We start from the raw sequence: 18668 nt of genomic DNA on the forward strand, positions 1-18668 counted from the left end.
GATTTAGTCGTCTGCTGGCGTCGATCGTTCGATTCCCTCGATACCCGGAATGCCCTGTACCCCCATCGAGGCGAGTTCCCGTTTCAGGGCCTGTTCGTCCTCGACGTTCTGGGAGAGCTCCATCGCCTGTGCGAAGTTCTTCACCAACCCACAGTTTGGCCCCTCGGGCGTCTCCGAGGGACAGATGCGACCCCACTGGGTCGCGTGGAGATCCCGTGCCTCGAAGTGCGGTTGCGAGCGCGAAAGCGGCGAGCGCAGTCGGCGCAGGTGTGAAAGCACACCCATGAAGTCGGTCCGGTCGACCAGTTGCGAGACGCCGGAGCGGCCGCCGACCCAGTTGCCCGTCGCGATCGGGTGCTCGAGTCGTTCGGTGAGCACGTCCGAACGGACGACGGTCGAAACCGACAGCGTCCGGTTTCGCATGTTCGCACGCTCGAGTTGGTACTTGACGTCCCGTGCGAGCTTGTTCAGCGCGGTCCGGAACAGGTCTTTCATCAGGTCGCCGCTGACCTTCAGGCGCTTGTTGGCGTAGTGGTCCTTGTCGTCGGCCTCGCGCCGGCCCAGTGCGAGTTCGAAACAGGCCTCGGCCATCCGACAGAGGTAGTGGGCCTTGTTGATCCGGACGTCCTCCTCGTCGACGCCTTCCTCGTGAAGGTGTGGGAGGAGGTAGCGGTCGATGACGTAGTTCGCCCGCTTGAGCTGGTAGTTCTTCCCCTGTCCGGAGGCGACGCGCTTGCCTAGTGCCTCGATGGCCCCTTCTTCGGTCTGCACCTCGGCTTCCTCTAAGTTCTCGAGCATGTACTTGACGACCTCGGGGTCGTTCGAGACCTTGTGGACGATCTCCTCGTCCGATTCGAGGCCCAACGCACGCACGAGCGTGACGAAATTGATACTGCCGGAGACGGAGGGGAACGAGACCTCGAGTAGGCCGTCACGTGTTCGTTCACACAGCACCAGCGCGCGGTAGCCACGGCGCTGGGAGAACGTTTTGGCGACCTGGATTTCGTCGCCGTACTTGGTGTCGTACTCGGCGAGGATTTTGTTCGGCGCGAGGTCCTCGCTGGTCATCAACACTCGTTCGGAGCCGTTGACGATGAAGTAGCCGCCGGGATCGGCGGGGTCCTCACCGATCTCGATGAGTTCCTCGTCGGAGAAGCCGGCGATGTTACACTTCTCGGAGCCGACCATGATCGGCATCCGCCCGATCTTCGTCTCTGTCGAGTCGACGACCCGTTCGTCGCCTTCCTCGCCTTTGACGATGGACATCTCCATGAACACCGGCGCGGAGTAGGTGATGTTCCGGAGGCGGGCTTCCTGGGGGTACAGCAGTTCCTCGGAGCCGTCGGCCTCGCGGACGCGTGGCGTGACGACGCGTACGTCCCCGAGCTCGACGTGAACTGGCTCTTCGCCTTCTTTATCGCCGATATCCGTGTCGATCGTCTCCTTCTCGTCGACGACCTCCTGCATTCCTCGGTTGAGGAAGGCGTTGAACGATCGATAATGGTGTTCTGCGAGCCGTTCCCTCGAGAAGTATTCGCGCGAAATGTCCCGTCGTTTGTCGCGGTCGAGTTCTATTGCCATTTATTCCACCACGAGTCGGTATACGACTGCCTGGTCGGTCGTCCGTGAGTTGCGAACGATCTTGATGACGTCGCCGACCTCCGCGTCGTCCGGAAGCGCGGAGTCGGTGCGTTTGATTTTGGGAAGGTCTGTGCGGTCGATGTCGTACTCCGCGAGCACCCCCTCGAGGACCTCCTCCTCGATGACGGTGTGCTCCGGAACGAGTTCGTGTTGGCTTACGTCTACCATGTGTCGGTGTGAGTGTCGATGTGCCTGCGGGCTATTGGGAGAGAAGTGGCTGTCACGAGATACTACAGGGTGTTAACGGTGGCACGCATTTAACGGTTACTAACTCGGGCCAGAAGCGGGGCTAACCGACCGGGCGTCCCTGACCGGGAGTGCCGATCACACGTAGCAGTACCCGATTCTCGGTTAAATTCCTTGTGGGTCGTGTGAATGTGTGACATGGTCCGTGGTCGAACCGCTGGCGTCGTGGCCCGATTCACCGTACCACACGGCCCTCGATTGGAAAGTCTTAATACTGCGACCGGGAAACCTTGAGTTGCGAGCCCGGATGGTGTAGTGGCCTATCATACAACCCTGTCACGGTTGTGACGCGGGTTCAAATCCCGCTCCGGGCGTTCTCTCGATTTCACCTCCTGAGCGAGGGGCCTCCGCGACGAGCGAACGCTGAAATCGAGAGAACCACAACGGGGATTTGAGCGACGTTCGGGTGGTTTAAATCCCGCTCCGGGCGTTTTTCCGAAACTGAATCTCGAGCAACGGGGTCTACCGGTGAGTGAGCCCGGAGCGGAGCCGTCTTCGAGAGGAGTGACATCTGTAATTCAACTGACTGTCTCGAGTGCTATGAGACGAGCAGAGCAAAACCCTTAATACCGTCACCGGGAAACGCTGGGTTGCAAGCCCGGATGGTGTAGTGGCCCATCATACAACCCTGTCACGGTTGTGACGCGGGTTCAAATCCCGCTCCGGGCGTTCTCTCGATTTCGCCTCCTGAGCGAGGAGCCTCTGCGCCGAGTGACCGCTGAAATCGAGAGAACCACAACGGGGACTTGAACGACGGAACGAGCGAACGTAGTGAGCGCGTTCGGGTGGTTCAAATCCCGCTCCAGGCGCTTTCTGCTGGCGTCAATTCGTGAACGAGCGAACGACGACGGCGCGAAACGCTAACGAGGGATTTGAAGCCTGGAAATCGCAGCAGTCGAGCGGAGCGAGACTGACCGTTTTCCTCCAGTTCAAAATCCCGCTCTGAGCGTTCTCTCGATCCCTCGAGTGTCCCTCGATACGCTGTTGCGTCGGTCGTCCTCGACTTTTTCACTGAAAACGGGTCCACGATCAGCATGCGCAACTCGAAGGACATCGGTGACGAAACTGAGGCAAGGGCGGTTTCGAAACTCGTCGCGAACGGATACAGTGTATCGATCCCCTTCGGGGACAACGACAGGTACGATCTCGTCGTCGACGACAGCGCTCGACTCTACCGGCTCCAGTGTAAGACTGCCTGGTCGAACAAGGAGCGGACGATTCGATTTAACACGCACTCCCAGACGACGAAAAACGGGGCGTACCACGAGGAAACCTACCGTGGTGAGATAGACGCGTTTTTCGTACACTATCCGCGCGAGGAGACGTTTTACTGGATCGACGCGGCCGATGCGAACGACCAGAAGATGGAGTTGCGATTCGGGTCCGAGATCGATCACCCGTCGATAAACTGGGCGGACACGTACGAGTTCACCGGCGATATTCCGAAGTGAGTAGCATACGACTCGTAGAGCACTAATCATTTAGTATTCGATCGAGTATCGGTCTCTCGAGAGCAGACCACCACAATGACCACCTCGATCACCGTCCTCGTCGTCGATAACGAACCTGGCTTCGCGGAGTTGGCCGGCGAAATGCTCGAGCGAGAACAGGAGTCGATCGTCTCGGTGCCCGCGACGAGTGCGGACGAGGCGCTCGAGGTGTTCGACGGCCGGGAGATCGATTGCATCGTCAGCGATTACGAGATGCCGGAACGGAGCGGGATCGAGCTGTTAGAGCGGATTCGATCGATCGATCCAGAACTCCCATTTATTCTCTTTACCGGGCGGGGGTCGGAGGACGTCGCGAGCGAGGCGATCGCCGCGGGTGTGACCCAGTATCTCCAGAAGGGAACCGGGGGCGAACAGTACACGTTGCTGGCGAATCAGATCTCGAACGCCGTCTCGCAGTACCGGACCGAGATCGAGCTTCGCGAGAACAAGCGACGATACGAGCGGACGTTGGCGACGCTCCACGAGACGACCCGAAATCTGATGCGGGCCGGAACGAAAACCGAGATCTATCGGGAGACGGTCGAAACGGCGGCGAAAATCCTCGACGTCGCCGTGGCGGCGGCGTACGTGTTCGACCCGAACGAGGGTGTTCTCGAGCACGTTTCCTCGGCGGAAACGGGACGGGAACTCGTGGATGCGACGTCGACGTTCGAACGCGGCGATGGGCGCGTCTGGGATGCGTTTTCGGCGGGCGAAAGCGTCTACTACGACGATCTGCGGGGGGCTGACGGAGTGACGACGGAATCGTACTGTCGAAGCGAACTAATCGAGCCGCTGGGATCACACGGCGTGTTGGTCGCGGGGGCCGAAGACGGCGACGGCTTCGACGAGACGATGACGGAACTGGTACACATTTTGGGGGCGAACACCGAGGCCGCACTCGACCGTGCCGAGCGCGAGGAGCTGGTACGCGAACACGATCGAACGCTGGCACAGCAAAACGAGGAGCTGACTCGACTGAATCATATCAACGAGGTGATCAGGGAGATCAACCAGGGCGTGACGCGAGCTTCGACGCGCGCCGAGATCGAGCGAACGGTCTGTGAACGGCTCGCCGATACGGAGCGATACCGATTCGCCTGGATCGCCGACAGCGAGAGCGAACCGCCGGAACCGGCGGAGTGGGCTGGCATCGAAGCGGCGTACGTCGACCGAATCCGAAGCGATGGGGAGCGGGCACCGGAGACGAATCTGGTTGGCGAGACGCTCGAGCTAGAGGAGGTTCGGGTCGTCGGGAACGTCCTCGAGGCCGATGGCTGGGACCGGCGTCGAACGGAAGCGCTAACGTACGGCTATCAGACCGTGCTTGCAGTCCCGCTGGTCGACGACGAACGGCGCTACGGCGTGTTGCTCGTCCACGTCAGCGGCGTCGATTCGATCGCCGAAAGCGAGCGCGAAGTGTTCGCCGAACTCGGGGAGACGATCGGCCACGCGATTCGAATGGTCGAGCGGACGCGTGCGATGCTCACCGATAGCCGCCTCGAGATCGAACTCGAGTGTCACGATTCGCGACTGCTGTTCAACCGGCTCTCGTCGATCGCCGGCGAACGGATCACGCTCGAGGGGCTGATCGACAGGGGTGAGACGGTCGTCGCGTTCGTTGGTGCCCCGTCGGCGACGGAGCTGGCCGAACTCGAAGACCAGCGGGCGTCGATCGAAACGACCTCGGTCGTCTCCGAGGGCGATCACCGGTCTCTCCACGAGGTGACGATTACGTCCTCGCCGCTTCTTTCCGTGTTGCGGACGTACGATGCGCGATTGCGTGCAGCGACGGCCGACGGCGGAACGTCGACGCTCGTCCTCGAGCTTCCACAGGGCGTCGAAGCACGGTCCGTAATCGAGGCGATCGAAGCGGCACATCCCGAAACGGAACTGGTCGCTCGCCGCGAGACGACGAGCACGCAAACGGTGGGTCGACTCGATACCCAACTCGAGGATCTACTGACCGGCAAACAGTTCGAAGCCCTGCAAGCCGCACACTACAGCGGGTTCTTCGAGTGGCCGCGAGAGTCCACCGGAGAGGACATCGCCGACGCGCTCGAGATCTCTTCACCCACCTACCACTACCACCTCCGCGCGGCGGAACGGACGCTCGTCTCGTTAGTGTTCGACTCTGACACTAAATAATTAGAGTTCTCATTTTGAGGTTGCTAAACAGATAAAGGGTATATTTAATCCTTGTCGGGCGCTACGATGAGACGGCGATCTGCGATAGACTGTCGCCACCCCCAATCCCCCCACCCCCACTTTCCGAACGTTACTCCCCCAGAGACGTCTCCCACTCGATCCACTCGTGCTCCCAGCCGCGTCGTGATCGTGCGTTTCGATCCGCGTGTTCTCGATCCTCACGAGCGGTGCGATTTCGCTCGACGGCTCCGTGTTGTTCGCCGTCGACCAGAAGCGGATCGAACGAGACGGCGTCGAACCGGTCTCGTTTGCCGTCGCTCGAGACCGCCTCGAGTCGTTGTCGGTGTGTTCCACAGGGAAAGACCAGTCGACCGCCGTCGGCGAGTTGATCGAACAGCGCACGCGGCGGCCTGATCGCGGCGGCCTCGAGCAGGATGCGATCGAACGGCGCGTACTCAGGGAGACCGCTGGCACCGTCCCTGCAATCGACGAGAACGCCGTCGTAGCCGGCCTCGGAGAGGTTGGTTCGTGCGTCGAAGACGAGCGGCCGCGCGATGTCGACCGCGTGGACGTTCGTCTCTCCGACGAGTTCGGCGGCGATTGCGGCCGTGTAGCCGACGCCGACGCCGACGATCAGGACGGTGTCGTCGTCTTCGGGCGAGAGGGCTTCGAACAGTCGAGCCACCGTACTCGGTGCGAGCGCGCGAGTGCCGCGGACGTCGTGTTCGCGGTCGGCGTAGGCGGTTCGCTCGTCGCCGACGAACTCGTGGCGGGGGACCGTACACATCGCGGCGGCGACGGCGTCGTCTTCGAGGACTTCCTTGGGCGGGGACTCGAGGCCGTCGACCATATCCGCTCGCAGTACCGCAGGGTCCATATTCGAGGTATCCGCTCTGCCGGTATCAATGGCGCGCTTGCTCGAACGGCGGTCGGTCGCGGTCCAGTCGCCGTCGAAGCGATCGGAGTCAGGACCACCGCCCAAGTTCTCACTCGCGCATCCGGACGAACCGGACGCCGCCGTGTTCGGTTCGCTCGAGCGAGCCGTCCTCTCGTTTCGTCGCGTGGACGAGCGTTTGGCGCGCCTGGCCGATCGGTGCGAGCACTTCGCCGCCGGCGCGCACCTGAGAGACGACGGGAGAAGGAAAGGCGGCCGCCGCGCAGGTGGCGTACGCGGCGTCGTACGGCGCGTGTCCGTCCCAGCCGTTGTGGCCGTCGCCGGTCCGAATCGAGACGTCTCCGTAGCCGATTTCGGCGAGCGTCTCTCGGGCCCGGTCGGCGAGTTCCTCGCCGTACTCGACGCTGTAGACGTTCTCGGAGCCGACGATCTCGGCCGTCACGGCGGCGTGGTAGCCACAGCCGGTGCCGATCTCGAGGACCTCGTCGCCGGCTTCGACGGCGAGTGTGTCGGCCATGATCGCGACCATGTGTGGCGCGCTGATGGTCTGTCCGTCGCCGATCGGCAACGGGCGATCCGCGTAGGCGCTCTCTCTGTGGTTCTCTGGAACGAACTCGTGGCGAGGAATCGCCTCGAGCGCCTCGAGCACCCGACCGTCGTCGATGCGGTGGGCGACCGTCTCGACCATCCGCTCACGGGCGGCCTCGTGGTCGTCGACGTCGTCGGAGCCGAACCGATCGAACATGTCAGTGGCTACTCTTCCCCCGACAAAAGGCTGTGGGGGGCGTTCGGTGGACTCGAGCGTTCCGGTTCTCGTGGTAGCGTTCGCGTACCGAGTGGGCGAGTGCGCAGGAACCGACGGAGGGAGGAAAACGACTACCAGGCCGACCAGGCGCTGGTCGTCTCGTCGTAGGCGTAGACTCGTTTGGTGTCTTTCGCGAAGACCGTATCGCCCTCCACCTCGTAGCGGTCGCGATGGTAGCCCGTGGCGTCGCCGCGGACGACGGCGGCGTCGATCTCGAACTCGTCGTCGCCGAAGCTTTCGACCGCACCGACTTCGAACTCGTAGTCGCCGGGAACGTAGACCGTGATCGAGCGGCTGTCGTCTCTCGAGCCGTCCTGGGGGTGGACGGTGACGTTGACCGCGACGTTGTCGACCTCGCGGCTCCAGACGGTTTCGATTTCGTCGGCGACGGCTTCCTCGGTCCGCCGTTGTTGACCCAACTCGAGGCTGGTGACGCGCACGGTCGACAGCACTTCTTGGGTCTCTAAGATGAACTCGTCGCCGACTTCGAGTGTCTCCTCCTCGGGGATGGTGACGTTCGCGGTGAACGATTCGCCCTCCTGGGAGACGACGACGTCGAGGGTGACCTCGCGGGTCCGTTCGGGTTGGACCTTGTGGACGTGGCCACACTCGCTACAACGGACGGTGACGGTGCCGCCACCCTCGCTCGTCGTCAGCACCTCGTGGACCGTCTCGAGGTCCGGCGAACACGACGGACAGGGCGTCGGAACGCGGTCCGGAATATCAGTCATACCACGCCGTAGACGCTACGCGCGTAAAAGACGATTGAACCGGGCGCCGGCGAGAACGGGCGCTAACGAACGTGGATTGCAACCACGCGTTTTCGATATCTACCCCTTGTCATGTCCACCAGTAATACGGTGGGTGTCTCCTGCAGAGACTATCGTCGTCACTGAACGTTCGTACGATCGAGATCGCCCGGTAGCATTTCCACCACACGATTATTGCGTGCCAACACATACCACAACCATGGACGGGACACACGACGACATCGAGTTCCTCGTCAGTTCGACCCACCGCGTCGGGGTCCTCTCGACACTGGCCAGGAGTTCGTGTGATCGGGACGATCTGCGTACAGCAACTGGTGCATCCTCCCCGACGATGGGGCGGATCCTCTCCGATTTTCAGGATCGTCGCTGGATCGAACGGGATGGACGGACGTATCAGTTAACGGAGTTAGGCGAGTTCGTGATCTCCCAGTTCGAGGAGTTCAGAGACGCGATGGCCCACCAGCGACGACTCCGGGAAGTCTGGCCGTGGCTGCCACGCGAGACCGACGGATTCCGCGTTGGATCGTTCACCGATGCGGTGGTCTCCCAACCGGGACCCGGATATCCGTACGAACCCGTCGATCGGCTTACGGAACTGATAAGAGAGACCGAGACGGTCCGCGGATTCGGGATGGTGATGCTCAAGTCGGGAAATCTGGAGCCGTTTTTCGATCACATCACAGACGGCCTCGAGTGTGAATACATCTACCCGCCTACCGTTTTCGAGGAACTGCTCTCGTGGGACGAAGAGACTGTCGTGGAGACGGCGACGCGCGCCAACTACTCCGTCTTGTTACACGACGAGCTTCCGCTCGACGATCGGTGTGGTGTCTGTCTGTTCGACGAACGGGTCTGTCTCTGCTGTTACGATCCGGAGACGAGAACGTTACAGTCGCTGGTCGACACCGCGAGCGACGAGACGCGTGCATGGGCGGAGTCGTACTACGACGAGTTTCGAGACGATGCTCGCCCGCTCGCCGCAGACGACCTCCGCTCGGTCGAGTCGGTTCACTGATCGACGCGCTGACTCGAACCGGCCCTGAGGACCACGCTTTCACGCCGTGAAATATTTCACTAGACATTTATACGTCCGCTCACGGCGTCCGTGCTCTCGTGGTGAACGCACGTGAGCAACCCCACTCCTCAAACTGGTTGGCAGGTCGAACAGAACGCGTCCGAAGCCTACGAACGATATCTAGTGCCGTCGATTTTCGCGTCTTGGGCGGACCGACTCGTCGAAACCGGCGGCGTCACCGAGGGAGACCGAGTTCTGGACGTCGCCTGCGGGACCGGTATCGTAGCGCGTCGCGTGTCGTCGTCGGTCGGCGATAGCGGATCCGTCGCGGGACTCGACGTCAACGAGAGAATGCTCGCAGTGGCGAACGAAACCGCCGCGGACAGCCAGCCGTCGATCGAGTGGCAAGCGGGAGACGCGACCGATCTCCCGTTCCCGGACGAGAGGTTCGACGTCGTCTGCTGTCAACAAGCTCTCCAGTTCTTCGACGACCCCGTCGTGGCACTCGAGGAGATGCGTCGGGTTCTCACGTCGGATGGACGTCCGGCACTGAGCGTCTGGCGCCCCCTCGAGTACCAGCCTGCGTACGTGGCGTTAGCCGACGCCGTAGAGCGACACGTTGGAGCGGAAGCCGGGACGGTGATGCGCTCTCCGTTCCCGACATGGGATGGGGAGGACCTCCGATCGCTCGTTCTGGAGGCTGGGTTCGACGACGTCTCGATTACCATCGAGATCGGGTCGGTTCGATACCCGTCGGTTGCGGAGTTCCTCCGTCGTGAGGCGGCGAGTTCGCCAGTCGCCGACTCGGTCGCCGCGCTCGAACCAGCGGTCCGGAACGAACTGATTCAGGCGCTCGAGGGTGCACTAGACACGTATCGCGACGACGACGGAATGGTCGCACCGATGGAATCGTACGTCGTGACGGCCGAAGAGGCGACGTAACCGCTCGCCGGCGATTCGAAATCGCTTCACGATCGCTTCGGTCGGGGCAACTGGCTTACCAGGGTCATCTCATCGGTCGTTTCGAGTGGAGTGTCAACTAATAGCTACGATCGAGAAACGTCACGCATTCGCTCGGAGAAATCCCAGCTATAGAACTGATCGGGCTCGATCAGAATTCGAACCTCCTCTCGGTCGTCGTCGAGAAGCTGTTGTGCGAGGGCTGAATCCGTTCCGCCGAGATACCGTTCGATGAGTGCCCGTAGCACAGCCGAATCCTCGTCTGCTGTGAGCGTCGCTGTTCCAGTCCCCCGCACGCCGCGGTATGGAATTTCGTTCGTCGAGACGTCGAACCCGACGCCCGAGTTGGAGCGAAGAAACTGCAGGAGGTGAGCGTTTGCTTCGGTCGCACACTCGAGGTATCCGTCGCGGTAGCGATACCAGAGGGCGACGATCCAGAGCGATCCGTCCGGTTTTCGAGTGGCAAGGCGAACTGGAATCTTCGCGTCCTGAAGAAAGGTTTCAACGTCGTCACCGGTCCACGGGCCGCGAAACTCGACCATACCGTATGGTTCGCTACGAAGGAGTAAAATGATTCACCCGCCACCGAGATCGGTTACACAGAACGAATTCGGTTGCCCGAGTGACGGTAACTGACATAGCGAATCGAACACCGATGACAACTGCCAGGTTCGCCGGCAATCAGCAAGCGTCTCTCCCGGCCGTGCTCTTCGTATCTCTCCCGATGGTGCTCTTCGTCGAAGAGCCGGTCGAATCAACTCCGTGAATACGACGTCCTCATACGGTTTGCTGTAACGATGTACCGGTGGGACCGCAGGACGGGTCGCGGTCGCACCGGAACTGACTGACAGCAGACCGTATCAGGCCTCCGGCAACTCGAGTTCCTCGCCGTCGACGAACACCTGTGGATTGCGGATAATGCCGTCTAGGTGAAGGGGTGCGTCGGTCTCACCGCCGATGCCGGCGTTGTCGCCGATGGCGATGTGGACCGTTCCCGCGGCCTTCTCGTCCAACAGGACGGAGCCGACGAGTTCGGTAACGCCGACGTTCGTCCCGATACCGAGCTCGGCGAGGTTATAGGCCGCGTCGCCGACTTCTTGTGCACCCGCTTCGACCTGTTGGCGGATCTCGTCGTCAGAGATTTCGGTGACGTAACCGTCCTCGACGACGAACTCGAGTTCCCGTCCGTCGAGCAGGCCGTGGGGGCGCATCGTGCCGTCGACGACGTAGGTGCCGTCGGCGGATTCGGGGCTGACGAACACCTCGCCGGCCGGGAGATTCGAGAACGAGCCGGGTTCGCTTACGTCGCCCGTGTCGTCGAACCACTCGCGTTCGCCCAGTTCGAACGTGATATCGGTGCCGCGGTCGGTCGTGACACGGATCTCGTCGGCACCGGCCACCCGCTCGAGCGTTCGCTCGCACTCCTGGCTGATTCGGTCGTAATCGGCGTCGAGTCCGGCGACGAACACTTCGTCGGTGATCCCCGGGAGCGTCGCGCCGCGAGCGCCGCCGTCGGTCGCGTCGGAGCGTGCCCGGGTGTGGCTCAGGCTCTTCGTCGTCGGCGCGAGGAAGGCGTCGGCCCCCTGCAGGGCCGCGGCGACGGGCGCGGGGGGTTCGCCACCGTGTTGTTCGCCCGGCGGGTAGCGGATCACGGTGGCGTCGTCAGTGATCTCGCCGGCGACCTCGTACAGTGCCTCGCCGATCGGCTCGCGGTCGTCGTCGGTGACCACGACGCAGGACTCTTCGGGTGCGAGTTCGAGACACTCCCGGACGGCCGTCTCGGCGGCGGCTCTGAGTTCGGACATACGCGCACATCGGTGAGGGCGAACGAAAGGTCTTCCCTTCGATTCGCGAGGTCCGCACTCTCCAGCGTATCGGGGCGCCTTTGGCGACGGTCAGGCCGCTCGCTCGAGGACGTCGACGCCGACGAGTGCGTCGCCGGTGAGTGCGCGGACGTAGGCGCCGCCGGCGACCGAGACGTGCGAGAACTCCTCCTCGTCGAGGCCGTACATCCCGATCGCACGGGAGGTGTCGCCGCCGCCGACGACGGAGAAGCAGTCGGTGTCGGCGATCGCCGAGAGCACCTCGACGGTGCCGTCGGCGAAGCGTTCGTCCTCGAAGACGCCGAGTGCGCCCTTGACGAAGACGGCCTCCGAGTCGCGGACGAGGTCGGCGTACCGGTCGGCCGTTTCGGAGCCGACGTCGAGGTAGGAGGTGTCCTTCTCGATTTCCTCGACGGTTTCCTCGGCCCGATCTCCCTTGCTGTCCTCGTAGGCGAGGTCCTCGGCGAGCAGGAGTCGGTCGCCGTACTCGGCGAGGACGCGCTCGATCGTCTCCCGATGATTCTCCCACTGGTGGTCGAAAAAGTCGGTGCCGCCGACGTCGTAGCCGACGTCCTGACCGTCGGCGCGCAAGAAGAGTTCGCCGACGATGCCGCCCAGACAGAACCGATCGACGGTGTCGTCGACCCGTTCGATGACGGGGATGAGGTCCTCGGCTTTGGTCCCGCCCAGCGCCATCGTGACCGTGCCGTCGAACTCCCGCTCCCGGATCGCCGAGTTCGCGGTGTACTCGGCTTCCATCACGCGGCCCGCGTAGGCGTCCATGACGAGCGGGAAGCCGACCAGCGAGGCGTGCGAGCGGTGGGCGGCCGAGTAGGCGTCGTTGACGTAGGCGTCGAACTCGGGTCTCAGTGTCTGAACGAACTCCGTCTCCGCTTTGACCTCGGGTTCTTCCTCGGGCAGTTCTTCCTCGCACATCCGGACGTTCTCGAGGACGAGCACGTCACCCGACTCGAGGGCGTCGATCGCCGCGAGGGCGTCCTCGCCGAAGGTGTCGGCGACGTAGCCGACCTCGCGTTCGAGGTGGTCGGCGAGGATGTCGGCGTGGCCCTCGAGGGGGACGAACGTCTCCCGGCCGGGTCGTCCCTGGTGGGCGAGGACGGCGACGGCGTGGTCGTTTTCGAGTAGTTCGGCGATCGTCTCGGCGTGACGGGCGAACCGGCGGTTGTCCTGGACGACCCCGTCTTCTACGGGGGCGTTGATATCGATGCGAACGAGCAGTCGCTGGTCGGGCTCGAGGTCGTCTACGGTCTGGAACGTCGTCATTGTGAATAACTGGTGTATCGAATCGCTTAAACGTGAAAGAACGAGTTAGTGAGCGAGCGCTTCCTCGGGGCCGACGTCCTCGGATTCGGCGGCGATGTACGTCGCGAGGTCGAGCATCCGGTTCGAGAAGCCGAACTCGTTGTCGTACCAGGTGAGGATCTTCACGAGGCCACCGTCGAGAGACATCGTCGACTCGAGGTCGACGTAAGAGGAAAACGGAAGGCCGACGATGTCACGGGAGACGATCTCCTCGTCGGTGTAGCCGAGGACGCCGGCGAGTTCGCCGTCGGCGGCCTCGCGGAACGCCTCGGCGAGTTCCTCCTCGGAGACGTCGGACGCGAGGTCGACGGTGAGGTCGGTGATCGAGCCGTTGGGCACGGGAACGCGCATCGCCATCCCGTCGAGTTTGCCCTCGAGTTGGGGGAGCACTTCGGTGGTGGCGATGGCGGCGCCGGTCGAGGTGGGGATGATGTTCTCGGCGGCGGCGCGACCGCGGCGGCGCTTGCCCAGCGGGCCGTCGATCAGGTTCTGCGTGCCGGTGTAGGCGTGGACAGTCGTCAGGAGGCCGGACTCGATGCCGAACTCCTCGTCTAGGACCTTGACGACCGGCGCGACGCTGTTCGTGGTACAGGAGGCGTTCGAGACGACGTCGGCGTCCTCGTACTCGTCGTGGTTGACGCCGTAGACGATTGTCTGGACCTCTTTGTCGCCTTTCGGCGGCGCGGAGATGATCACCTTCTCGGCGCCGGCCTCGAGATGCTGGGCGGCGTCGTCGTGCGTCCGGAACAGGCCGGTCGCCTCGAACGCGACGTCGACGTCGAGTTCGTCCCACGGCAGGTCGGTGGGATCGCGCTCGGAGAGCAACCGAATCTCGTGGTCGCCGACCGTGAGGACGTCGTCGTTCCGGGAGACGTCCTCGAGTCGGCCGTGGACGGAATCGTACTGGAGCAGATACTCCATGTCGTCGTCGGCCATCACGTCGTTGATCGCGACGATCTCGACGCCGTCGTACTCGAGCGATGCGCGAAGCACGTTGCGTCCGATCCGTCCGAAGCCGTTGAGACCGATACGCAACGAGTTCCCCTCTCCGTTCTCTCCCTCGTAAGAATGTTCACTCATATACGAGTTCTACAATCTCCGGCGTTAAATTTGTTGCCCAATCCAAAACGTTGATGAACGTTACACACGGACGGTTCAAAACCGGGAACACAGCGCGGCGGTAACGAATTAATGGCACAATACAAATATATCCATATACCTATTATTGGGTAAATATCCCTGTCGCCCTCTGTCGGTTTTTCTCGAGTTACTCAATTTCGAGTTAACATCTGTAATATTTTTGCGAAACGGTTATGGGCGTCGACGGTGGAGGGTGAATCGTATGATACGGGTCGGAGTCAACGGATACGGAACCATCGGCAAACGCGTCGCCGATGCGGTCCGTGCACAGCCCGATATGGAGGTCTGTGGCGTCGCGAAACGCAGTCCGGATTACGTCGCCATCGGTGCGACCGAAGCTGGATACCCCGTCTACGCCGCCGACGACGGTCGCGTTCACGAGTTCGACGCGGCAGGCATCGATCTCGCCGGCTCGGTCGACGAACTCGTCGCTAAAAGCGACGTCGTGGTCGACGCGACCCCGTCGGGGGTCGGTGCCGAGAATCGCCCGCTCTACGAACGCCACGATACCCCCGCGCTCTTCCAGGGCGGCGAGGACGCGACCGTCGCCGAAGTGAGCTTTAACGCCCGTGCGAACTACGACGAGGCCGAAGACGCCGACTACGTCCGCGTCGTCTCCTGTAACACGACCGGGCTCTCCCGGTTTCTCGCACCACTCTATGAGAACTACGGCATCGAGAAGGCCCGCGTGACGCTGGTTCGCCGCGGCGGCGATCCGGATCAGACCGGGCGAGGACCGATCAACGACGCGGTTCCGGATCCGGTTTCGATCCCCTCACACCACGGCCCCGACGTCCAGACCGTGTTCCCGGAACTCGAGATCGATACGATCGGACTGAAAGTACCGACGACGATGATGCACGTCCACACCGTCAACGTCACCCTCGAGGACGAACCCGACGACGTCACCGAGGTTCGCGATCGACTCCGATCCGAGGATCGCATCCTCACGATCCCCGAGTACGCCGGCATCGACGGCGCGGGGACGCTCAAAGACTTCGCGCTCGACGCCGGCCGTCCCCGCGGCGACATCTGGGAGAACTGCGTCTGGGAGGAGTCGCTCACCCTCCAGGGGCGGGATCTCTACTGTATGCAGGCGATCCACCAGGAGTCCGACGTCGTTCCCGAAAATATCGACGCGATCCGGGCGCTCTCGGGACACCTCACCGGGCCCGAAAGTCGCTCGCTGACGAACGAGACGCTCGGCATCGGATTCGGCCGACTCGACGGACGCGACGGTCGGACGCTCGACCGACAGACGGCAGACTGACCGCTTTCGCGCGGGGAAAGTTTTTGCACCTCCCCTCCTTACCCACACCCATGCGACGAGACGACCGCGACGAACCGTTCGACGACCTCTTTCGCGAGATCGAACGGATGATGAACGAGATGATGAACGGAGCGGACGCGAACGTCAACTTCGATTCTACAAACACCGTCGAGAACGGCTTCGGAATGGACACCCACGTCGACATCCACGAAACGGACAGCGAACTTCGCGTCGTCGCCGACCTCCCCGGCGTCGAGAAAGAACACATCGACCTCGAGTGTGACGGCAAGACGCTGACGATCTCCGCCGGTAGCGACCACCACCAGTACGACGAACGGATCTCCCTACCCCAGCGGGTCAACGAACACACCGCCTCGGCGACGTACAACAACGGCGTCCTCGAGGTCGTCTTCGAGCCCGCCGAAGAATCGTCCGATATCAGCCTCGAATAACTCGACCGTCGCGGTCACAGCCGTTTTTGTCACCCAACCGTGACGAGCCTGGCCGCCGATCTGATACGGATTCTGTAACGATGTACCGGCGCAACCGCGACTCGTGGGGCGGTTGCGCCGGAATGACTGACAGTAAACCGTATGAGAGGGCCGTCTACCGAACGCCGCGAGACGGTCGTGTAGCGCATCGAATGGACGAGCTACCGAGGTGATCGGTCCGCCGTCGATCGGATCGCGTCCGCGAGCCGGTCGTAAAACCCGGGCTCGTACTTCGTCGCCTCGTCGATCGTCGGTCGTGCGTTCGTTTCGTTGACGACGAGTCGATCCTCGGTCTCGAGTACGTCGACGCCCAGAAACGGGATCTCGAGTTCGGCGGCGACCGCCTCGGCTAGCTCTATATGTGATGCGGGCAACTCGACGCCGCGGGCGTCGGCCCCTCGATGGACGTTGTGTTTCCACTGGCCCTCCCCGACCGCCGCCTCGGGGAGCCGTCGCTCGACCGCACCGACGTACTCGCCGTCTAACACCATCACCCGATAGTCGACCGCGTTCGGGAGGTACTCCTGGACGAGGAAGGATCGGTCGCCGGTCGCCCGGTAGTCGTGGGCCAACGAGAGGTAATCGCAGATGCCGAGAAACGAGTCCAGATCGTGAGCCTTCGCGACGCCGACGCCGCGCGTCGTGGAGTTCGGTTTGATCACGACGGGCGGCTCGAATCGCTCGAACGCCCCGATCAGTTCGTTCTCCGCGACGTCGTTCGAGACGTAGACCGACGTCGGGACCGGCAGACCGACTCCGCCGAGGCGCGTAAGCACCTCGGCTTTGTTCCGCGAGGTGAGCACCGCCTCGTGATCGTTCAGCCACGGAATCTCGAGGAGGGCGTCGGCGACGCCCCCTTCCATCAGCCGGCCGGGGTAGACGAAGCCGACGTCGTACTCCGCCGGCGACCAGGGCGGATCGTCGAGTGCGACGACGCGTTCGCTCGCGGGCACGTGGTGGACGCGAATGCCCCGCTCCTCGAGCGGTTTCGACATCCGCTGGAACGTCTCCTGGGCGTTGGCGACCGCCAGATCGATCATACTCGAGTGTCGCAGCGAGGGTAAAATACAGTGTCGGAGAAGGTACCTCCACGTAACCGTCGACGTTACCACGAGGTAAGATGAAACTTAGGTCGGTTGGCTCGGAAGAGTTTCTCATGGAAGGGAATGTTACGAGACGACGGTGGATGCAGCTCTCTGTCGGCGTCTCCCTCGGTGTGGTGGCGGGCTGTCTGGACGACGACTCAGCTGCAGACGGTGGAAACGGCAGTAGCGACGACGGAGCCGGGGCCGAAAGCGCCGACGACTCCGCGGGTGGGGCCAACGGCGCAGCCAGTGTCGGCGAGACGACATTCGGCGACATCGAGTTCGCGAACTCGTATGCGATAACGATGCGTTTCAGTGAACTCGACGGCACCGAGGGGGAGGTCGAAATGAACGGCCGCTTTTACCAGGGAGATTACTATCAGGAGATGACGGTGGACGGCCGGGTGATGGAGACGTACCTCGTCGACGGCGACGACTACGTCGTCACCGATGAGATGTGTATGAAAAACCCTGCACCGGAGGCAGACCCCGCGGAAGACGCAGGTCCGAGTGAAAACGCTTACGTCGAGAACCACGAGGATCGCGCCGGGGAACACGCCAACGTCGAGGCGGTCGGCACTGACACGATCGACGGCGAGGAGATGTACGTCTTCGAAATCGACGAGAGTGAAACGATCACCTACTACGTGAGCACCGAAACGGGCTATCTCCGTCGCATCGAGATCGAGGCCGGCACCATCGACTACCACTCCTGGGGGGAGATCGACCCGATCGACCCTCCGGAGATGGAATGTCAATCGTTCTGAGCGGTCCTCGCGACCAACTGGAATCTGTTTTGAGAGGAGAGCCCCACGACGGTAGAGCGGGGAGCCTGACAGTCCGTTCGCTCGAGACGGCTCTCGGCGTCTGTGACGACAGAAACGTGTCCGTTCGCTCGAGACGGCTCTCGGCTCAGGCGATGAGTTGCTCTTCGCCTTTCTCGACGACGATGCGACACGGCGGCGTGATCTTGTTGTAGGCACGGCGGAACGCCTCCTTGGCGAAGTCGGCGTCGTCGACGTCACACCAGATCGTAAAGATTCGGTCGCCCTTGTCGATTCGTGCGGCCGTGCCAACGATCTTGCCGAACGACTGACGCATTCCGTCGGAGACACGGTCTGCACCCGCGCCGGTCGCCTGCTTGTTCTCCCGGATGACGTGGTGGGGGAACTTGCGCAGGATCATCTTGTAGTTGCCCTCGCCGGCGTTTTTGAGCATGTGGCGGTTGGCCGACAGGCGCGAGGCCTCGAGCGATCCGTGGCGAATCTGAACCTCTTCTTCGGTGACGAGGCTGATCTGAACCGGGTAGTCGTCGGGCTCGGCACGGATGTCGCCCATCTTGTGCTGTGCGATCTTCGAACCGGGGATTCCAGTAATGTACTCGCGGCGCGTGTAGGCCGGCTTACTGATGTCCCGGTACATCGAGGCAGGTTTATCGGACATGGTTGTGATTACTTACGAAAACGGAAGCCTACCGAGCGGATAAAGCCTTCGAACCACGGATTCGGATCGAAGACCGCGAGACGGGGCAGATGGCACCTCTCGAGGGAACGGTCGGCTGGCCGC

18 protein-coding genes and 2 tRNA genes are annotated in these 18668 nt (G+C 62.4%); 9 read left to right on the forward strand and 11 right to left on the reverse strand.

Annotated elements, in window-relative coordinates; genetic code table 11:
* Nucleotides 1-3 precede the first annotated feature (3 nt).
* Both AB7C87_RS14090 and AB7C87_RS14095 read right to left on the reverse strand, forming a co-directional pair.
* Nucleotides 4-1581: a DNA-directed RNA polymerase subunit B'' gene (locus AB7C87_RS14090; RefSeq protein WP_369730114.1), complete on the reverse strand. Its 1578-nt coding sequence runs from the start codon at nucleotides 1579-1581 to the stop codon at nucleotides 4-6.
* Complete coding sequence (locus AB7C87_RS14095; RefSeq protein WP_369730115.1) at nucleotides 1582-1809, reverse strand: DNA-directed RNA polymerase subunit H; 228 nt, start codon at nucleotides 1807-1809, stop codon at nucleotides 1582-1584.
* Nucleotides 1810-2128: 319 nt separating this feature from the next.
* On the opposite strand from AB7C87_RS14095, the gene AB7C87_RS14100 reads away from it, so the two are divergent.
* The 4 genes from AB7C87_RS14100 to AB7C87_RS14115 all read left to right on the forward strand — a co-directional run bounded on the left by AB7C87_RS14100 (nucleotide 2129) and on the right by AB7C87_RS14115 (nucleotide 5525).
* Nucleotides 2129-2201: transfer RNA gene (locus AB7C87_RS14100), tRNA-Asp, on the forward strand.
* Nucleotides 2202-2483: 282 nt separating this feature from the next.
* Nucleotides 2484-2556: transfer RNA gene (locus tag AB7C87_RS14105), tRNA-Asp, on the forward strand.
* Between the two features lie 365 nt (nucleotides 2557-2921).
* On the forward strand, nucleotides 2922-3338 hold the full coding sequence (locus AB7C87_RS14110) for a group I intron-associated PD-(D/E)XK endonuclease (RefSeq protein ID WP_369730116.1): 417 nt from the start codon (nucleotides 2922-2924) through the stop codon (nucleotides 3336-3338).
* A gap of 75 nt (nucleotides 3339-3413) precedes the next feature.
* Nucleotides 3414-5525, forward strand: a complete 2112-nt coding sequence (locus AB7C87_RS14115; protein ID WP_369730117.1) for a bacterio-opsin activator domain-containing protein — start codon at nucleotides 3414-3416, stop codon at nucleotides 5523-5525.
* A gap of 130 nt (nucleotides 5526-5655) precedes the next feature.
* Here the strand turns inward: AB7C87_RS14115 and AB7C87_RS14120 are convergent, their stop codons facing one another.
* The 3 genes from AB7C87_RS14120 to AB7C87_RS14130 form a co-directional block, all read right to left on the reverse strand.
* Nucleotides 5656-6402, reverse strand: a complete 747-nt coding sequence (locus tag AB7C87_RS14120) for a protein-L-isoaspartate O-methyltransferase family protein (RefSeq protein ID WP_369730118.1) — start codon at nucleotides 6400-6402, stop codon at nucleotides 5656-5658.
* Nucleotides 6403-6511: 109 nt separating this feature from the next.
* A complete protein-coding gene (locus AB7C87_RS14125) occupies nucleotides 6512-7165 on the reverse strand; it encodes a protein-L-isoaspartate(D-aspartate) O-methyltransferase (protein ID WP_369730119.1) in 654 nt (217 codons plus the stop codon).
* A gap of 131 nt (nucleotides 7166-7296) precedes the next feature.
* Complete coding sequence (locus tag AB7C87_RS14130; protein ID WP_369730120.1) at nucleotides 7297-7956, reverse strand: HVO_0476 family zinc finger protein; 660 nt, start codon at nucleotides 7954-7956, stop codon at nucleotides 7297-7299.
* A gap of 238 nt (nucleotides 7957-8194) precedes the next feature.
* On the opposite strand from AB7C87_RS14130, the gene AB7C87_RS14135 reads away from it, so the two are divergent.
* Together AB7C87_RS14135 and AB7C87_RS14140 are read left to right on the forward strand one after the other, a co-directional pair.
* Complete coding sequence (locus AB7C87_RS14135) at nucleotides 8195-9010, forward strand: helix-turn-helix transcriptional regulator (protein ID WP_369730121.1); 816 nt, start codon at nucleotides 8195-8197, stop codon at nucleotides 9008-9010.
* Between the two features lie 111 nt (nucleotides 9011-9121).
* Nucleotides 9122-9952 (forward strand): class I SAM-dependent methyltransferase, encoded by an 831-nt coding sequence (locus tag AB7C87_RS14140; RefSeq protein ID WP_369730122.1) that lies wholly within the window; start codon nucleotides 9122-9124, stop codon nucleotides 9950-9952.
* Nucleotides 9953-10056: 104 nt separating this feature from the next.
* Here the strand turns inward: AB7C87_RS14140 and AB7C87_RS14145 are convergent, their stop codons facing one another.
* The 4 genes from AB7C87_RS14145 to gap form a co-directional block, all read right to left on the reverse strand.
* Nucleotides 10057-10512 (reverse strand): pyridoxamine 5'-phosphate oxidase family protein, encoded by a 456-nt coding sequence (locus AB7C87_RS14145; protein WP_369730123.1) that lies wholly within the window; start codon nucleotides 10510-10512, stop codon nucleotides 10057-10059.
* 318 nt (nucleotides 10513-10830) lie between these two features.
* The gene (locus AB7C87_RS14150; protein ID WP_369730124.1) at nucleotides 10831-11775 is read right to left on the reverse strand and encodes an aminopeptidase; all 945 of its coding nucleotides are present in this window, start codon (nucleotides 11773-11775) and stop codon (nucleotides 10831-10833) included.
* 90 nt (nucleotides 11776-11865) lie between these two features.
* Complete coding sequence (locus AB7C87_RS14155; protein WP_369730125.1) at nucleotides 11866-13077, reverse strand: phosphoglycerate kinase; 1212 nt, start codon at nucleotides 13075-13077, stop codon at nucleotides 11866-11868.
* 45 nt (nucleotides 13078-13122) lie between these two features.
* Complete coding sequence (gap, locus tag AB7C87_RS14160; RefSeq protein WP_369730127.1) at nucleotides 13123-14196, reverse strand: type I glyceraldehyde-3-phosphate dehydrogenase; 1074 nt, start codon at nucleotides 14194-14196, stop codon at nucleotides 13123-13125.
* Between the two features lie 262 nt (nucleotides 14197-14458).
* Between gap and AB7C87_RS14165 the strand changes: the two genes are divergently transcribed.
* Nucleotides 14459-15526 carry a type II glyceraldehyde-3-phosphate dehydrogenase gene (locus AB7C87_RS14165; protein WP_369730128.1) on the forward strand — a complete coding sequence of 356 codons (1068 nt, stop codon included), beginning with the start codon at nucleotides 14459-14461 and terminating at the stop codon, nucleotides 15524-15526.
* Between the two features lie 50 nt (nucleotides 15527-15576).
* Nucleotides 15577-15978, forward strand: a complete 402-nt coding sequence (locus AB7C87_RS14170) for an Hsp20/alpha crystallin family protein (RefSeq protein WP_369730129.1) — start codon at nucleotides 15577-15579, stop codon at nucleotides 15976-15978.
* Between the two features lie 200 nt (nucleotides 15979-16178).
* Here the strand turns inward: AB7C87_RS14170 and AB7C87_RS14175 are convergent, their stop codons facing one another.
* A complete protein-coding gene (locus AB7C87_RS14175) occupies nucleotides 16179-17057 on the reverse strand; it encodes an ATP-grasp domain-containing protein (RefSeq protein ID WP_369730131.1) in 879 nt (292 codons plus the stop codon).
* Between the two features lie 146 nt (nucleotides 17058-17203).
* On the opposite strand from AB7C87_RS14175, the gene AB7C87_RS14180 reads away from it, so the two are divergent.
* Nucleotides 17204-17869, forward strand: a complete 666-nt coding sequence (locus AB7C87_RS14180; RefSeq protein ID WP_369730133.1) for a hypothetical protein — start codon at nucleotides 17204-17206, stop codon at nucleotides 17867-17869.
* Between the two features lie 145 nt (nucleotides 17870-18014).
* Here AB7C87_RS14180 and AB7C87_RS14185 read toward each other — a convergent pair whose 3' ends face one another.
* On the reverse strand, nucleotides 18015-18545 hold the full coding sequence (locus AB7C87_RS14185) for a 50S ribosomal protein L16 (RefSeq protein ID WP_160048674.1): 531 nt from the start codon (nucleotides 18543-18545) through the stop codon (nucleotides 18015-18017).
* Nucleotides 18546-18668: the final 123 nt, after the last annotated feature.

Origin of the sequence: Natrarchaeobius versutus, assembly GCF_041205745.1 — an archaeon.
GTDB classification, from domain to species: Archaea; Halobacteriota; Halobacteria; order Halobacteriales; family Natrialbaceae; genus Natrarchaeobius; species Natrarchaeobius versutus.

Coding starts and splice junctions, on each gene's coding strand:
- AB7C87_RS14090 (WP_369730114.1), bottom strand. CDS start 1,581: ATGGCAATAGAACTCGACCGCGACAAACGACGGGACATTTCGCGCGAA.
- AB7C87_RS14095 (WP_369730115.1), bottom strand. CDS start 1,809: ATGGTAGACGTAAGCCAACACGAACTCGTTCCGGAGCACACCGTCATC.
- AB7C87_RS14110 (WP_369730116.1), top strand. CDS start 2,922: ATGCGCAACTCGAAGGACATCGGTGACGAAACTGAGGCAAGGGCGGTT.
- AB7C87_RS14115 (WP_369730117.1), top strand. CDS start 3,414: ATGACCACCTCGATCACCGTCCTCGTCGTCGATAACGAACCTGGCTTC.
- AB7C87_RS14120 (WP_369730118.1), bottom strand. CDS start 6,402: ATGGACCCTGCGGTACTGCGAGCGGATATGGTCGACGGCCTCGAGTCC.
- AB7C87_RS14125 (WP_369730119.1), bottom strand. CDS start 7,165: ATGTTCGATCGGTTCGGCTCCGACGACGTCGACGACCACGAGGCCGCC.
- AB7C87_RS14130 (WP_369730120.1), bottom strand. CDS start 7,956: ATGACTGATATTCCGGACCGCGTTCCGACGCCCTGTCCGTCGTGTTCG.
- AB7C87_RS14135 (WP_369730121.1), top strand. CDS start 8,195: ATGGACGGGACACACGACGACATCGAGTTCCTCGTCAGTTCGACCCAC.
- AB7C87_RS14145 (WP_369730123.1), bottom strand. CDS start 10,512: ATGGTCGAGTTTCGCGGCCCGTGGACCGGTGACGACGTTGAAACCTTT.
- AB7C87_RS14150 (WP_369730124.1), bottom strand. CDS start 11,775: ATGTCCGAACTCAGAGCCGCCGCCGAGACGGCCGTCCGGGAGTGTCTC.
- AB7C87_RS14155 (WP_369730125.1), bottom strand. CDS start 13,077: ATGACGACGTTCCAGACCGTAGACGACCTCGAGCCCGACCAGCGACTG.
- gap (WP_369730127.1), bottom strand. CDS start 14,196: ATGAGTGAACATTCTTACGAGGGAGAGAACGGAGAGGGGAACTCGTTG.
- AB7C87_RS14165 (WP_369730128.1), top strand. CDS start 14,459: ATGATACGGGTCGGAGTCAACGGATACGGAACCATCGGCAAACGCGTC.
- AB7C87_RS14170 (WP_369730129.1), top strand. CDS start 15,577: ATGCGACGAGACGACCGCGACGAACCGTTCGACGACCTCTTTCGCGAG.
- AB7C87_RS14175 (WP_369730131.1), bottom strand. CDS start 17,057: ATGATCGATCTGGCGGTCGCCAACGCCCAGGAGACGTTCCAGCGGATG.
- AB7C87_RS14180 (WP_369730133.1), top strand. CDS start 17,204: ATGCAGCTCTCTGTCGGCGTCTCCCTCGGTGTGGTGGCGGGCTGTCTG.
- AB7C87_RS14185 (WP_160048674.1), bottom strand. CDS start 18,545: ATGTCCGATAAACCTGCCTCGATGTACCGGGACATCAGTAAGCCGGCC.